The organism is Blastococcus sp. Marseille-P5729 (assembly GCF_900292035.1).
Classification (GTDB): Bacteria; Actinomycetota; Actinomycetes; order Mycobacteriales; family Antricoccaceae; genus Cumulibacter.
Genome location: NZ_OMPO01000001.1, coordinates 1,022,276 through 1,035,571 on the forward strand (window position 1 = coordinate 1,022,276; position 13,296 = coordinate 1,035,571).

The following is a 13,296-nucleotide window of genomic DNA, read 5'->3' on the forward strand; positions in this document are numbered from 1 at the left end:
TCTGTCCCTTAGTACTTCAGCAGGTTCGCATCGTCGACGGACGCCGAGCGACGACTCCGGAAGATGGCCATGATGATCGCCAGGCCGATCACGACCTCAGCCGCGGCGACCACGAGCACGATCAGCGCGATGAGCTGGCCGTCGAGCTCGCCGTGCATGCGCCCGAAGGTCGCGAAGGCGAGGTTGGCCGAGTTCAGCATCAGCTCGATCGACATGAACACGACGATGGCGTTGCGCCGCACGAGCACGCCGACGACGCCGATCGTGAACAGGATGGCCGCGAGGACCAGATACGCCGCGGGGCTCATACGTCCTCCCCTTCGGAGATGGTGCGGGTGCCGGCGGCGTCATGACGCGGCTGGGTGTCCCGGCCGATGAGGTGGCCCTTGGCCATCGGGAGCATCTCGACGCCGGTCGACTGGCTCTCCTCGGCGATGGAGCCGTCCGGCAGCAGCGCCGGGGTGGCCACGGAGTGCGAGGTCGCAAACACGCCGGGGCCAGGCAGCGGATGCGGCTGGTCGGAGGCGAAGCGCTCGAGCGCTCGCTCCTTCTGCGAGCGCGGCTTGCCGCGCTCGATGTGCGCCAGGACGACGGCGCCCAGGGTGGCGACGATCAACAGTGCGGCCGACAACTGAACCGCTCCGACGTAGTCGGTGAAGATCAGGGCGGCCAGGCCACGGACGTTGGTGCCGTGCTCGGCGTTGGCGGCGTTCACGCCGAGCGAGTCCATATCGCTCATGTTGCTGTAGACGATCGCGCCGATGAGGGCGGCCAGGCCCACCCCGAACCAGGCAGCGTACGCGCGCTGCCCGCGCAGCGTCTCGACCATGGAGTCGTTGGAATCGCGGCCGACGAGCATCAGCACGAACACGAACAGGATCATGATCGCGCCGGTGTAGACGATGATCTGGATGACGCCGAGGAAGGGACCGGCCTGCGCCATGTAGAACACGCCGAGGCTGAGCATGGTCGCCACCAGCCACAGTGCCGAGTGGACGGCGTTGCGCGAGAACAGCATGCCCAGTGCGCCGAGTACCGCAAGCGGTGCCAGCACGACGAACGCGATCGTCTCACCGGAGGACATCGCACCCGGCGCCGAGGCCAGAACGGTGGCCAATGAGCTCATGTCGCGGACTCCTCTTCCACGCGCTGGTCCTGCTGGCTAGCCAGCCGGCCGTCCTCGAAGTCGCGCAGCAGCTGCGGACCGTTGACGTAGTAGTCCTTCTCGTCCTCGCCCAGCCGCATCGGATGCGGGGGCTGCTCCATGCCCGGCAGCAGCGGCGCCAGCAGGTCCTCCTTGGTCCAGATGAGGTCCTGGCGGTTGTCATCGGCGATCTCGTAGTCGTTGCTCATCGTCAGCGACCGGGTCGGGCAGGCCTCGATGCACAGGCCGCAGCCGATGCAGCGCAGGTAGTTGATCTGGTAGATCTTGCCGTAGCGCTCACCGGGCGAGTACCGCTCCTCGGGCGTGTTGTCGCCACCCTCGACGTAGATCGCGTCGGCCGGGCAGGCCCAGGCGCACAGCTCGCAGCCCACGCACTTCTCCAGGCCGTCCGGGTGCCGGTTGAGCACGTGCCGGCCGTGATAGCGCGGCTGGACGTCGACCTTGACCTCGGGATACTTCAGGTTCGCGCGCTTGCGGAACATCGTGGTCAGGGTCAGCCCGAAGCCCTGCAGCGGGCCGGGCAGGAAGCTCTTAGCCATCGTTGGTCTCCTTCGCTGCGATGGCCCCGGCGGTACGGCGGGCACCGACGCGGCCACGCTGAGGCGCGGCCGACCGGGTGCCACTGGGCACGGCGAGGTTCATCGGCGGGATCGGGAACGGCGGGTTGGCGTTGATGTTCTCCTGCTCCGGCTCCGGACGCTTGACGTAGGCCAGGGCCGCGGCGAGCGTCAGCACGGCGAAGGTCGCGATCGCGATCCAGCCCCACAGCGGCATGTCGCCGCCGTTGCGCACCATCCCGGTGCGGATCACGGCCATGAACATCGTCCACGCCAGCACGACCGGGATCATGAACTTCCAGCCGAAGACCATGAACTGGTCGTAGCGCATGCGCGGCAGCGCACCGCGCAGCCACACGAAGCAGGACAGGAAGAACCAGACCTTGCCGAACCACCACAGCAGCGGCCACCAGCCTGAGTTGGCGCCCTCCCAGATGTGGTCGATCCAGAACGGGGCCTGCCATCCGCCGAAGAACATGGTGGTGGCCAGCGCGGAGACGGTCGCCATATTGACGTACTCGGCGAGGAAGAACATCGCGAACTTCATCGATGAGTACTCAGTGTGAAAGCCACCGACGAGCTCGGACTCGGCCTCGGCGAGGTCGAAGGGAGCGCGGTTGGTCTCACCGACCATCGCGATCAGGTAGATGATGCAGCTGATCGGGAGGATCCAGAAAAACCAGCTCTGCTCGGCCTGCGCGGCGACGATCTCGGAGGTCGACATGGTGCCGGCCCACATGAACACGCCCACGATCGACAGGCCCATCGCGATCTCGTACGAGACGATCTGCGCGGTCGAGCGCAGGCCACCGATGAGCGGGTATGCCGAGCCGGAGGACCAGCCCGCCAGCAGGACGCCGTACGCGCCGACCGATGCGCAGGCCAGGATCACCAGCACGCCGACGGAGGTATCGGTCAACTGCATCGGCGTCCAGTGGCCGAACATGCTGACCATCGGGCCGACCGGGATGACCGAGAACGCCATGAACGCCGGGAAGGCGATGATGACCGGCGCCAGCCAGTAGACCGGCTTGTCGGCCATCTTGGGGATGACCTCTTCCTTGAAGGCCAGCTTCACGCCGTCGAACAGCGACTGCAGCAGCGCCCAGGGGCTATTGCGGTTCGGGCCGGTGCGGTTCTGCATGTACCCGATGAGCTTGCGCTCCCACACGATCACCAGGATCACCACGACCACCAGCAGCGCGAACGCGCCGACGGTCTTGATCAGCGTGATCCACAGCGGATCCTTGCCGAAGTCCTCGAGGGTCGGCATGTTGGCCGGTATTGCTGCCAGCACGTTCATCGGGCGCCACCTCCGGCTGCGATGCGGACGACCTCGCCGACGGCGGCGCGCAGGTCGCGGCGCAGGCGGCTGTCAGGAGAGTTCATCGGGATCCACACCACACGATCGGGCATGTCCGTGACGGCCAGCGGGAGGCTCACCGCTCCGCGGTCGGTGCTGACGGTCACGATCTCACCGTGGGCGGCACCGATCTCGGCGGCGGTCGCCGGCGACAGCCGGGCGACCGACGGCCGGGCGGTGCCCTGCAAGTAGACCTCACCGGCCTGCAACGTGCCTAGGTCCACCAGCTGGCGCCACGAGGCGAGGATCGCGCTGCCCGCGGCGGGCTGCTGCGGCGGTACGGCGAACCCGGCGGTCGCAGGCGCCGGGCGCTGCGTGGTGCCACCGAGGCGGTCGATCTCGGCCATAGCCTGCTCGGGGGTGAGCAGGCCGAGGTCGGCGTCCATCTCGTCGGCGAGCTGGTGCAGCACGCGCGCGTCCGACAGCGCGCCGGTCGAGTGCATGGTCAGGTCGAAGTGGCGACGACGACCTTCCCAGTTGATGAACGTTCCGCTCTTCTCCACCACCGGAGCGACCGGCAGGATCACGTCGGCCCACTCGGTCGCAGCGGTCGGCAGCATCTCGAGGCTGACGACGAACTTCGATGCCTTCATCGCCTCGAACGCGAGCTCGGGGTCGGGCAGGTCGAAGGGGTCGACGCCGCCGATGAGCAGCCCGGCGATGTCGCCGGAGCGGGTCGCCTCCAGGATCCCGTTCAGATCCCGGCCGACTTCTCCGGGCAGCGAGGTGCCCCACACGGTCTCCAGCTCGGCGCGCGCGCCGATGTCGGCGACCAGCCGGCCGCCGGGCAGCATCGACGGCAGCGCGCCGGCGTCGATGGCGCCGCGCTCGCCGGCCCGGCGCGGGATCCACGCCAGCCGGGCGCCCGCGGCACCGAGTGTCGACACTGCCCGTAGCGCACCAGGGATCTCGGCGAGCCGCTCACCGGCAAGCACGATGGTTCCGCCCGCGCGAACCGCGTCGGCGGCGTCTGCGCCCGCTCCCCCGGCGGTGCCGTCGCCGATCGCCGCCAGCACGGAGGCCTCGGCGCCAGGGGTGGTTGAGATGACCGCCGCGCCGAGCTTCTCCAAGCCACGGGTGGTGTACGGGCTGAGCGCGAAGATCTTCAGGCCGCGCTTGCGCATCGCCTTGCGCAGTCGCAGGAAGACTGTCGGCGCCTCCTCCTCCGGCTCCAGGCCGACCAGGATCACTGCCGAGGCGGCGTCGAGGTCGGCGAAGGTGACCGCGCCGTCCTCGATCGAGACCCCGGCGACGTGGCTGGCCAGGAACTCCAACTCCTCGTCGCTGTGCGCGCGGGCCCGGGCGTCGATGTCATTCGTGCCGAGGACCGTCCGGGCGAACTTCGAGTACGCGTAGGCGTCCTCCGCGGTGAGCCGGCCTCCGGGCAGGACTCCGACGCCGCCCTGCTGCATGGCCGAGCGCAGACCGTTCGCGGCTAACTCCAGGGCCTCCGGCCAGGACGCCGCGACCAGCGCGCCGTTCTCGTCGCGGACCATCGGCGTCATGATCCGCTCGTTGCTCTGCGCATAGTTGAACGCGAAGCGGGTCCGGTCGCTAATCCACTCCTCGTTGACCTCGGGGTCGTTGCCGGCGAGGCGACGCATGACCCGACCGCGGCGCCAGTCCACGCGGATCGCCGCGCCGCTGGAGTCGTGCTCGTCGATGCCCGGCGAGGACTGCAGGTCGAACGGGCGGGCGCGGAAGCGATAATCGGCGCTGGTCAGCGCACCGACGGGGCAGATCTGGATCGTGTTGCCCGAGAAGTACGACTGGAAGGGCTCGTCAGTGCTGGTGGAGACCTGCTCGTTCGCGCCGCGTTCGAACAGCTCGATGAACGGGTCACCGGCGATCTGCTGCGAGAAGCGGGTACAGCGGGCGCACAGCACGCAGCGCTCGCGGTCGAGCAGGATCTCGGTCGAGATCGGCACCGGCTTGGGGTAGGTGCGCTTGCGGTCGATGAACCGCGAGTCCGCGCGGCCGGTCGACATCGCCTGGTTCTGCAGGGGGCACTCGCCGCCCTTGTCGCAGACCGGGCAGTCCAGCGGGTGGTTGATCAGCAGCAACTCCATCATGCCCCACTGGGCACGCTCGGCCACCTCGCTCGTGAGCTGGGTCTTGACGACCATGCCGTCGGAGACCTCCATGGTGCACGAGGCCTGCGGCTTGGGCATCGGACGCCCACCCATCTCCACCTCGACCATGCACTGCCGGCAGGCGCCGACCGGGTCCAGCAGCGGGTGGTCGCAGAACCGCGGGATGTTGATGCCCACGGTCTCCGCCGCACGAATGATCAACGTGCCCTTGGGCACGGTGACCTCGAGCCCGTCGATCGTCAACGTGACGGTCTCGACCTTCGCGGCATTCTCGATTGCGGTCATGGCTTAGCGAACCCCCGGAGCGGACATCGCCTTCTCGGCGGTCTGCTCCCCTTCGTCGACCTCGTCCACGCCGCCGGAGCGGATGTGCTCGAGGTACTCGTCTCGGAAATGCTTGATCGATGCCTGCACGCAGCCGACCGATCCGTCGGCGAGCGCGCAGAAGGACCGGCCGCCGATGCTCTCGGTGATGTCCAGGATCTGGTCGATCTCGGCCTCGGTGGCCGCGCCCTTCTCGACCCGCTCGAGGATCTGCACTAGCCAGTAGTTGCCCTCGCGGCAGGGCGTGCACTTGCCGCACGACTCGTGCGCGTAGAACTCGACCCACTTGCGGGTCGCGGTCACGTTGGAGTCGCTGTCGTCGAAGATCATCACCGCGCTGGTGCCGTTCATCGACCCGGCGGCGGCGACGCTGTCGAAGTCCAGCGGGACGTCAAGGTGCTCGTCGGTGAAGCACGGGGTCGACGATCCGCCCGGGGTCCAGAACTTGAGGGTGTGGCCGTCGCGGATGCCGCCGGCCATCTCCAGCAGCTCGCGCAACGTGGTGCCCATCGGCGCCTCGTACTGCCCGGGGTTCTTGACCCGACCGGACAGCGAGTAGATGGAGGTGCCGGGGCACTTCTCCGGGCCCATCTTCTTGTACCAGTCCGCTCCCCCGAGGACGATGCCGGGCACCGACGCGATGGTGCCTACGTTGTTGACCACGGTCGGGGAGGCGTACAGGCCCGCGACGGCAGGGAACGGCGGCTTCAGGCGAGGCTGGCCGCGGCGTCCTTCGAGCGACTCCAGCAACGCGGTCTCCTCACCGCAGATGTAGGCGCCGCCACCGGCGTGCACGACGATGTCCAGGTCGAAGCCGGAGCCGAGGATGTCCTTGCCGAGGTAGCCCTTCGCGTAGGCCTCGCGGACCGCGTGCCGCACCCGGCGGATCGCGTGGATCGCCTCGCCGCGCACGTAGATCGCGCAAAAGTTGGCGCGGATCGCGTAGGACGAGATGATGCAGCCCTCGATCAGGGCGTGCGGGTCTCGCATCATCAGCGGCAGGTCGCGGCAGGTGCCCGGCTCGCCCTCGTCCGCGTTGACGACGAGGTACTTCGGCTTGGCGCCCGGGCCCTCGCTGCCCTGGGGCACGAACGACCACTTCAGTCCGGTCGGGAAGCCTGCGCCGCCACGGCCGCGCAGGTTCGATGCCTTGACCAGCTCGATCAGCTCATCGGGGGTGGACTTCAACGCCTTCGGGAGCGCCTGGTAGCCATCGAGCGACTCGTAGGTCTCGATGGTCCACGGCTGGTCGGCATCCCAGCGGGCGGTCAGTACGGGAGTCAGCGGCATTACTTCTTCTCCTCCTTCGCCGGGACCGGCGGTATGACGGAGTCGTAGTCGGCCTCGGGAGCGGCCTCCCCGCGATCGCGGGCCAGTTTCAGGCCCCGCAACGAGGGCTCGATCGAGTCGACGGCGGCGACCTTCTGTGCCTCCAGCTCGGGATCGAGAAGCCCGGCGAGCTCGAGCTCGGCATCGCGGAACGACGTGATCTTGCCGCCGCGGGTCGGCTGCGGCCGCTCCCCCTCCCGAAGCGCGGCGACCAGGCTCATCGCCGACTCGACGGTCTGGTTGTCGAAGAACTCGTAGTTGACGGTGACGACCGGCGCGTAGTCGCAGGCCGCCAGGCACTCGGCGTGCTCGAGGGTGAGCGTGCCGTCCGCGGTGGTCTCGTCGTGGCCGACGCCGAGCTCGTCCTTCAGCGCGGCGTAGATGGCATCACCGCCGAGCATGCCGCACAGCGTATTGGTGCAGACGCTCACCAGGTGCTCACCGGTCGGGTGCCGCTTGTACATGGTGTAGAAGGTCGCGACCGCGCCGACCTCGGCCTTGGTCAGGCCCAGGGCGTCCGCGCAGAACGCGATGCCGTCGGGACTCACATAGCCCTCCTCGGCCTGTACCAGGTGCAGCATCGGCAGCAGCGCCGAGCGGGACTGCGGGTACTGGTCGATGATCTGCTGCGCGAGCGCGCGGGTGTTCTCATCGAGAGGCATTAGCGATCACATCCGCCCATCACTGGGTCTAGAGAGGCGACGGAGGCGATGACGTCGGCCAGCAGGCCGCCCTCGGACAGCGCCGGCAGCGCCTGCAGATTGATGAAGCTGGGCTCGCGGAGGTGCACTCGCCACGGGCGGGTGCCACCGTCGGAGACCACGTGGACGCCGAACTCACCACGCGGCGCCTCGATGGTGACGTAAGACTGGCCTGCGGGCACGCGGAAGCCCTCGGTGACCAGCTTGAAGTGGTGGATCAGCGACTCCATGGACTGGCCCATGATGTGTCGGACGTGCTCGAGGGAGTTGCCCATGCCGTCGGCGCCGATGCTCAGCTGCGCGGGCCAGCCGATCTTCCGGTCCTCGACCATGACTGGTCCGGGACCTTCGTCCTTCAGCTGGTCGTAGGCCTGACGGCAGATCTTCAGCGCCTCGCGCATCTCGGCCACGCGGACCACGAACCGCGACCAGCTGTCGCCCGCATCGTGGGTCGGTACGTCGAAGTCGTACTCGTCGTAGGTCAGGTAGGGCTCGGTCTTGCGGCTGTCCCAGGGCAACCCCGCAGCGCGCAGCACCGGGCCGGTGACGCCGATCTGCAGGCAGCCGGCGACGTTGATGAAGCCCACGCCCTTCAGGCGGTTGATCCAGATCGGCTGGCCGCGCAGCAAGCGGTCGACGCCGTCGATCTCATCGATCATCTTCTCGTACCAGAACTCGAAGACCTCGTCGAAGCCCGCCGGAAGGTCCTGCGCGAGGCCGCCGGGACGGATGTATGCGTGGTTCATCCGGGTGCCGGTGATCGCCTCGAGGACGTCGAGGCAGTAGTTGCGGGCGCGGAAGCCGTTGGTGGCAGCAGTGGTGGAGCCGAGCTCCATGCCGCCGGTGGCCAGCCAGATCCAGTGCGACGAGATCCGGCAGATCTCCATCGTGAGCACGCGGATGATTTGGGCCCGCCGTGGCACCTCGACATTGAGCAGCTTCTCGACGGCCATGCAGTAGCCGGCCTCGTTGAAGATCGGCGAGAGGTAGTCGGCGCGCGTGAGGAAGGTCGTCGCCTGGGTGTACGTGCGGTACTCGACGTTCTTCTCGATTCCGGTGTGCAGGTAGCCGACGACGGCCCGGGCCTTCTGCACGGTCTCGCCGTCGAGGTCGCACACGATGCGCAGCACGCCGTGCGTGGAGGGGTGCTGCGGGCCGAGGTTGACGACGAGGTGCTGGTCCTCGACCGGGTCTCCCTCGGCGTCGAACAGGTCGCCCCAGTCGCCGCCGGTGACGGTGTAGACCTTGCCCTCGTCGGTCTGCCGGGAGCCGGCAGTGGGGGTGCTCATACGGCAGTCCTCCCGAAGATGTGGGTCGATGGCATTACTTGTAGGACCTCCGCTGGTCCGGCGGCGGGATGCTCGCGCCCTTGTACTCGACGGGGATGCCGCCCAGCGGGTAGTCCTTGCGTTGCGGGTAGCCCTCCCAGTCGTCCGGCATGAGGATGCGGGTGAGGGCGTGGTGACCGTCGAAGACGACCCCGAACATGTCGTAGGTCTCGCGCTCCTGCCAGTCGGCGGTCGGGTAGACAGCGGTGACGCTGGGCACGTGCGGGTCGGCCACGGTGGTCGCGACCTCGAAGCGCACCCGGCGCCGGAAGGTCATCGACAGCAGGTGATAGACCACGTGCAGGCGCTGCGAGCGATACTCGTCGTATAGGGCATCACCGGTTGAGGAGATGCCCTCGTCGCCGCGGTAGTAGTCCACGCCCGACAGCGAGGAGAGCAGCTCGAACCGCAGCTGGGAGTCGTCGCGCGCGACACGCAGGATCTCGGCTATGTGCTCCTTGCGCACGTAGAAGGTGAGCTCGCCGCGGTCGGCGATGGTCGCCAGGTGCGCCTTGTCCCAGCGCGGGTAGGCCTTGGCCAGGCGGTCGGCGACCGCGTCGAACCAACCGCCGTACGGCCGCGGCGAGGATTCCAGCGGGATGCCAACACCGGCCTGGGTGACCAGGCCACCCATGCCCGAGGTGTCGCCGACGCCCGAGACGCCGAACAGCCCGCTGCGCCCGGATGCCTGCGCGGCAGGCGTCGGGTCGAACACGGACGGCTTCTGGGCCGCCGGGGTGAGCCCGCCCGGCGCCGACGAGTCATCGCTGAGGTCGGCCTGCTTGCCGGTCTTGCCGCGCGTCGGGTCGGTCTTGCCTGCCGGTTGGTCGGTCGCATCAGCCTTGGTCTGCGTGGCCTCGGCGGTGTCCTGCGCGTCACGGACCTGCTTGCCCGAGGGCGGGTCGACGCGGCGCCGCCGGGCGGACGGGCGCGGAGGAGCCGCGTTCTCGCGACTGGTCTCGCGACCCTGTTCCTTGTCCTTGCCGGAGTCGGGAGTGGAGATGCTCATCAGCGACCCTTGACCTCCTTGCGGGCGCCGGTCTCGACTGACCGAGCCTGCTCACGCTGCGCCTCGGCCAGCTTCTTCTGCGGGGAGTCCTGCTCGAGCATGAACTGCTTCTCGCGGCCCTCCTCCTTGGCCTTGATCCAGTCCTCGCGCAGCTGGTCGCCGGCCCTGCGCCTGCTGGGGTTCCAGGACTTGTGGAACGGGGTGTAGCCGGCGCGCCGGATGCTGGAGGGCATGTCCACGTGCAGGTTGGCGTTGCGCTCGGCGACCTCGCGCGCGCGACGCTCGTTGATCGGCTCGTGCAGCACCTTGTACTGCAGCTTCAGGATCGCGTCGAGCAGCATCTCCGGGCGCGGCGGGCAGCCGGGCCGGTAGATGTCGACCGGCACGATGTGATCCACGCCCTGGACGACGGAGTAGTTGTTGAACATGCCGCCGGAGCTGGCGCACACGCCCATCGCGATGACCCACCGCGGTTCGGGCATCTGGTCGTAGATCTGCCGGACGACCGGGGCCATCTTGTGCGTCACCCGGCCGGCGACGATCATCAGGTCGGCCTGGCGCGGCGTGGCCGAGAAGCGCTCCATGCCGAAGCGCGCGAAGTCGTGCATCGGGCCACCGGTCGTCATCATCTCGATCGCGCAACAGGCCAGGCCGAAGGTGGCCGGCCACATGGAGGACTTGCGGCTGTAGTTGGCCAGCGCCTCGACGGAGGTCAGCAGGACTCCGCCGGGCAGCTTCTCCTCAATTCCCATGGTGTGCTCTCAGCCCCCTAGTTCCAGTCGAGCCCGCCGCGTCGCCACTCGTAGGCGTACGCGATCGTCACGGCTCCGATAAAGATGAAGATCTGCACCAGGCCGAACCACGCGACCATGTCGATAGAGACCGCGAAGGGATACAGGAAGATCATCTCCACGTCGAAGATGATGAACAGCATCGCGGTCAGATAGAACTTGATCGGGAAGCGTCCGGCGCCCATCGGCTGGTGCACCGGCTCGATGCCGCACTCGTACGGGTCGTACTTGGCTTTGTTGTAGCGCTTCGGGCCGACGATCGTCGCCAGCACCACTGAGAAGACGGCGAAGCCGAAGCCGAGCAGGCCCATCGCGACCAAGGGGACGTAATTGCTGAGCACCTAGCCACCCATCCTTATCTGCAGCCCTCGCACAGAACTCGACGTTCTCACTGTATTGGCTAGCGCGGGCTTAACACGAGGCTCGCCGCGCCGCATCACATTCGTTGTAATCCGATCGATCACGACCGCACCGCCGGCGTGATCTTCTGCAGCCCGGTGAGGATCCGGTCCATCGCGTCGCCGTCTCGCGGATCGGTCAGGTTGGCCATCATCTTCAGCACGAACCGCATCAGCGTCTGGCGAGGCAGGCCGTACTTGGTGGCCATCCGCATGACGTGTGGGTTGCCGATGAGCTTCACGAAGATCCCGCCGAGCCGGTAATAGGACCCCAGATGGTCCGCCATGGCGGCGTTGTAGCCGGCGAGCGCCCGCTCGCGAGCCGCGTCGGTGCGCCGCGTCCGGGCCTGCGCGACTGCCTCCGCCGCCAGCTCGCCGGTCTCCATCGCGTAGGCGATGCCCTCACCGTTGAAGGGGTTGATCGCGCCGGCCGCGTCGCCGACCAGCAGCAGCCCGTTCTGGTAGTGCGGATGCTTATTGAAGCCCATCGGCAGCCCGCCGCCACGCGTGGGCCCCGTCGCGTTGTCCTCGACGTAACCCCACTCTCCCGGGAGGCCGTCGAGCCAGCGGGTCAGCAGATCGCGGTAGTTGAGGTTCTGGAAGGACGCCGACGAGTCCAGGATCCCCAGGCCGACGTTGGAGGTGCCGTCACCGACGCCGAAGATCCAGCCATATCCGGGAAGCAGCCGCCGCTCACCGCCGGGAAGCTCCTCCCAGAGCTCGAGCCAGGACTCCAGGTAGTCGTCGTCGTGGCGCGGGGACTTGTAGTACCGGCGTACTGCGACGCCCATCGGGCGCTTCTCATCGCGGACGATGCCCTCGGCCAGGCCGAGGCGTCCGCTCATGCCGTCGCAGGCGATGACGGCGGGTGCACGGAACTCCTGCGGCTCCTTGCCGGGGCCAACCTTCGCGGTGACGCCGGCGACGCGGCCGTTCTCGTCGTGCAGCGGTCCGGTGACATTGCACTGCTCGATCAGCTTGGCGCCGACCTGCTGTGCTCGCCGGGCGAGCAGCTCGTCGAAGTCCGAGCGGGGACGCACCAGCCCGTAGTCCGGGAATGAGGCCAGCTCGGGCCAGTCGAGCTCGAGCCGTACGCCGCCGCCGATCACCCGAAGGCCCTTGTTGCGGATCCACCTGCCCTCGATGCCCGCACCGTCTAGGCCCGTGGCGCCCTCCGTGGTGTCGATGCCCATGGCGACGATGCTCTTCACCGACCGGGGGGTCAGGCCGTCGCCGCACACCTTGTCGCGAGGGAAGGTGGACTTCTCCAGAAGAAGGACGCTCAGCCCGTGCAGCGCCGCGTAGTACGCCGCAGCGGAGCCGCCGGGGCCCGCGCCGACGACGATGACGTCGGCGTCGTACTGTGCGCTAGGTGCGCTCATGGAAACAACTCCAGGCATGCGGCTTGCGCGACCCGCGGGACGCGCTTGTGAATTCGTGCACGAAGTAACTCAGCAAGTCTACGACCGTTGTCTGTTCCCGGTTGACTTAGGCGAGCCTTAGTACCCTCGGCGCGGAGGCTTGACCGCACGGTGCAGTGCGACGATGCCGCCGGCGAGGTTGCGCCACGCCGCGCCGTCCCAGCCGGAATCGTCGATCAGCAACGCGAGCTCCTCCTGATCCGGCCAGGCCTTGATGGACTCGGCCAGGTAGCGGTAGGCCTCGGGGTTGCTGGCGGCGTGTTTGGCCACCATCTGGATGGCGCGCAGCGCGATGTCGTAGTAGGCGGCGCGGAACGGGGCCCAGGTCGGTCGCGAGAACTCGCACACGACCAACCGTCCGCCAGGGCGAACGACGCGGGCCATCTCGCGCAGCGCATCGCCGGTCTGGACCACGTTGCGCAACCCGAAGGACACGGTGATCGCGTCGAATGCCGCGTCGGCGAACGGCAGGTGCAGTGCGTCCCCCGCGACCAGCGGAATCTCGGCGCGCTGCACCGACGAGGTGCGGGTGCCCTGCACGAGCATTCCGGTGCTCAGGTCGGCGCCCACCGAGTACGCCCCGGACTTTGCCAGCTCGACGGTCGACACACCGGTCCCGCACGCCAGGTCGAGCACCCGCTGACCGGGCCGCAGCTCGAGCGCCTTGCGGGTCTGGGCCCGCCAGACGCGGTCCAGTCCGCCGGTCATCAGGGTGTTCATGAGGTCGTAGCGCTGGGCGACGCCGTCGAACATCGCCTGCACCTCGTGCGGCTTCTTGTCCAGGCCGGCGCGGATCGATTCGTCTGGCACGCAGGCC

General features: G+C 68.2%; 12 protein-coding genes and 1 pseudogene. All 13 read right to left on the reverse strand.

Features of this window, described 5'->3' with window-relative positions; genetic code table 11:
- Positions 1-8 precede the first annotated feature (8 nt).
- The 13 genes and pseudogenes from nuoK to DAA40_RS05105 all read right to left on the reverse strand — a co-directional run bounded on the left by nuoK (position 9) and on the right by DAA40_RS05105 (position 13,289).
- A complete protein-coding gene (nuoK, locus tag DAA40_RS05045) occupies positions 9-308 on the reverse strand; it encodes an NADH-quinone oxidoreductase subunit NuoK (RefSeq protein WP_106848565.1) in 300 nt (99 codons plus the stop codon).
- A complete protein-coding gene (locus DAA40_RS05050) occupies positions 305-1,126 on the reverse strand; it encodes an NADH-quinone oxidoreductase subunit J (protein ID WP_106848566.1) in 822 nt (273 codons plus the stop codon). The genes nuoK and DAA40_RS05050 overlap by 4 nt, the downstream gene beginning before the upstream one ends.
- Positions 1,123-1,704: an NADH-quinone oxidoreductase subunit NuoI gene (gene nuoI, locus DAA40_RS05055; RefSeq protein ID WP_106848567.1), complete on the reverse strand. Its 582-nt coding sequence runs from the start codon at positions 1,702-1,704 to the stop codon at positions 1,123-1,125. The genes DAA40_RS05050 and nuoI overlap by 4 nt, the downstream gene beginning before the upstream one ends.
- Positions 1,697-3,025, reverse strand: coding sequence for an NADH-quinone oxidoreductase subunit NuoH (gene nuoH / locus DAA40_RS05060; RefSeq protein WP_199849520.1), 1,329 nt, complete (start codon positions 3,023-3,025; stop codon positions 1,697-1,699). The genes nuoI and nuoH overlap by 8 nt, the downstream gene beginning before the upstream one ends.
- Entirely contained in the window at positions 3,022-5,463 is a 2,442-nt protein-coding gene (locus DAA40_RS05065; RefSeq protein ID WP_106848568.1) for an NADH-quinone oxidoreductase subunit G, read from the reverse strand. Before DAA40_RS05065 ends, nuoH begins: the two co-directional genes overlap by 4 nt.
- Before the next feature lie 3 nt (positions 5,464-5,466).
- Entirely contained in the window at positions 5,467-6,792 is a 1,326-nt protein-coding gene (gene nuoF, locus DAA40_RS05070; RefSeq protein ID WP_106848569.1) for an NADH-quinone oxidoreductase subunit NuoF, read from the reverse strand.
- On the reverse strand, positions 6,792-7,493 hold the full coding sequence (gene nuoE / locus DAA40_RS05075) for an NADH-quinone oxidoreductase subunit NuoE (RefSeq protein WP_106848570.1): 702 nt from the start codon (positions 7,491-7,493) through the stop codon (positions 6,792-6,794). The genes nuoF and nuoE overlap by 1 nt, the downstream gene beginning before the upstream one ends.
- Entirely contained in the window at positions 7,493-8,821 is a 1,329-nt protein-coding gene (locus DAA40_RS05080; protein ID WP_106848571.1) for an NADH-quinone oxidoreductase subunit D, read from the reverse strand. The genes nuoE and DAA40_RS05080 overlap by 1 nt, the downstream gene beginning before the upstream one ends.
- Before the next feature lie 34 nt (positions 8,822-8,855).
- Positions 8,856-9,869, reverse strand: a complete 1,014-nt coding sequence (locus tag DAA40_RS05085) for an NADH-quinone oxidoreductase subunit C (protein ID WP_106848572.1) — start codon at positions 9,867-9,869, stop codon at positions 8,856-8,858.
- Between the two features lie 257 nt (positions 9,870-10,126).
- Positions 10,127-10,621, reverse strand: a pseudogene (locus DAA40_RS05090) (NADH-quinone oxidoreductase subunit B family protein); the annotation flags it as partial.
- A 17-nt stretch (positions 10,622-10,638) separates the two neighbouring features.
- A complete protein-coding gene (locus DAA40_RS05095; RefSeq protein WP_199849521.1) occupies positions 10,639-11,001 on the reverse strand; it encodes an NADH-quinone oxidoreductase subunit A in 363 nt (120 codons plus the stop codon).
- 119 nt (positions 11,002-11,120) lie between these two features.
- Positions 11,121-12,440, reverse strand: a complete 1,320-nt coding sequence (locus DAA40_RS05100) for a geranylgeranyl reductase family protein (RefSeq protein ID WP_106848574.1) — start codon at positions 12,438-12,440, stop codon at positions 11,121-11,123.
- Positions 12,441-12,557: 117 nt separating this feature from the next.
- Complete coding sequence (locus tag DAA40_RS05105; RefSeq protein WP_234356243.1) at positions 12,558-13,289, reverse strand: demethylmenaquinone methyltransferase; 732 nt, start codon at positions 13,287-13,289, stop codon at positions 12,558-12,560.
- Between the last annotated feature and the right edge of the window lie 7 nt (positions 13,290-13,296).

Bases quoted from the DNA above. Each gene is read 5' to 3' on its own strand.
- DAA40_RS05100 (WP_106848574.1), bottom strand. From the start codon at position 12,440: ATGAGCGCACCTAGCGCACAGTACGACGCCGACGTCATCGTCGTCGGC.
- DAA40_RS05065 (WP_106848568.1), bottom strand. From the start codon at position 5,463: ATGACCGCAATCGAGAATGCCGCGAAGGTCGAGACCGTCACGTTGACG.
- DAA40_RS05085 (WP_106848572.1), bottom strand. From the start codon at position 9,869: ATGAGCATCTCCACTCCCGACTCCGGCAAGGACAAGGAACAGGGTCGC.
- nuoF (WP_106848569.1), bottom strand. From the start codon at position 6,792: ATGCCGCTGACTCCCGTACTGACCGCCCGCTGGGATGCCGACCAGCCG.
- nuoE (WP_106848570.1), bottom strand. From the start codon at position 7,493: ATGCCTCTCGATGAGAACACCCGCGCGCTCGCGCAGCAGATCATCGAC.
- nuoK (WP_106848565.1), bottom strand. From the start codon at position 308: ATGAGCCCCGCGGCGTATCTGGTCCTCGCGGCCATCCTGTTCACGATC.
- DAA40_RS05080 (WP_106848571.1), bottom strand. From the start codon at position 8,821: ATGAGCACCCCCACTGCCGGCTCCCGGCAGACCGACGAGGGCAAGGTC.
- nuoH (WP_199849520.1), bottom strand. From the start codon at position 3,025: ATGAACGTGCTGGCAGCAATACCGGCCAACATGCCGACCCTCGAGGAC.
- DAA40_RS05050 (WP_106848566.1), bottom strand. From the start codon at position 1,126: ATGAGCTCATTGGCCACCGTTCTGGCCTCGGCGCCGGGTGCGATGTCC.
- nuoI (WP_106848567.1), bottom strand. From the start codon at position 1,704: ATGGCTAAGAGCTTCCTGCCCGGCCCGCTGCAGGGCTTCGGGCTGACC.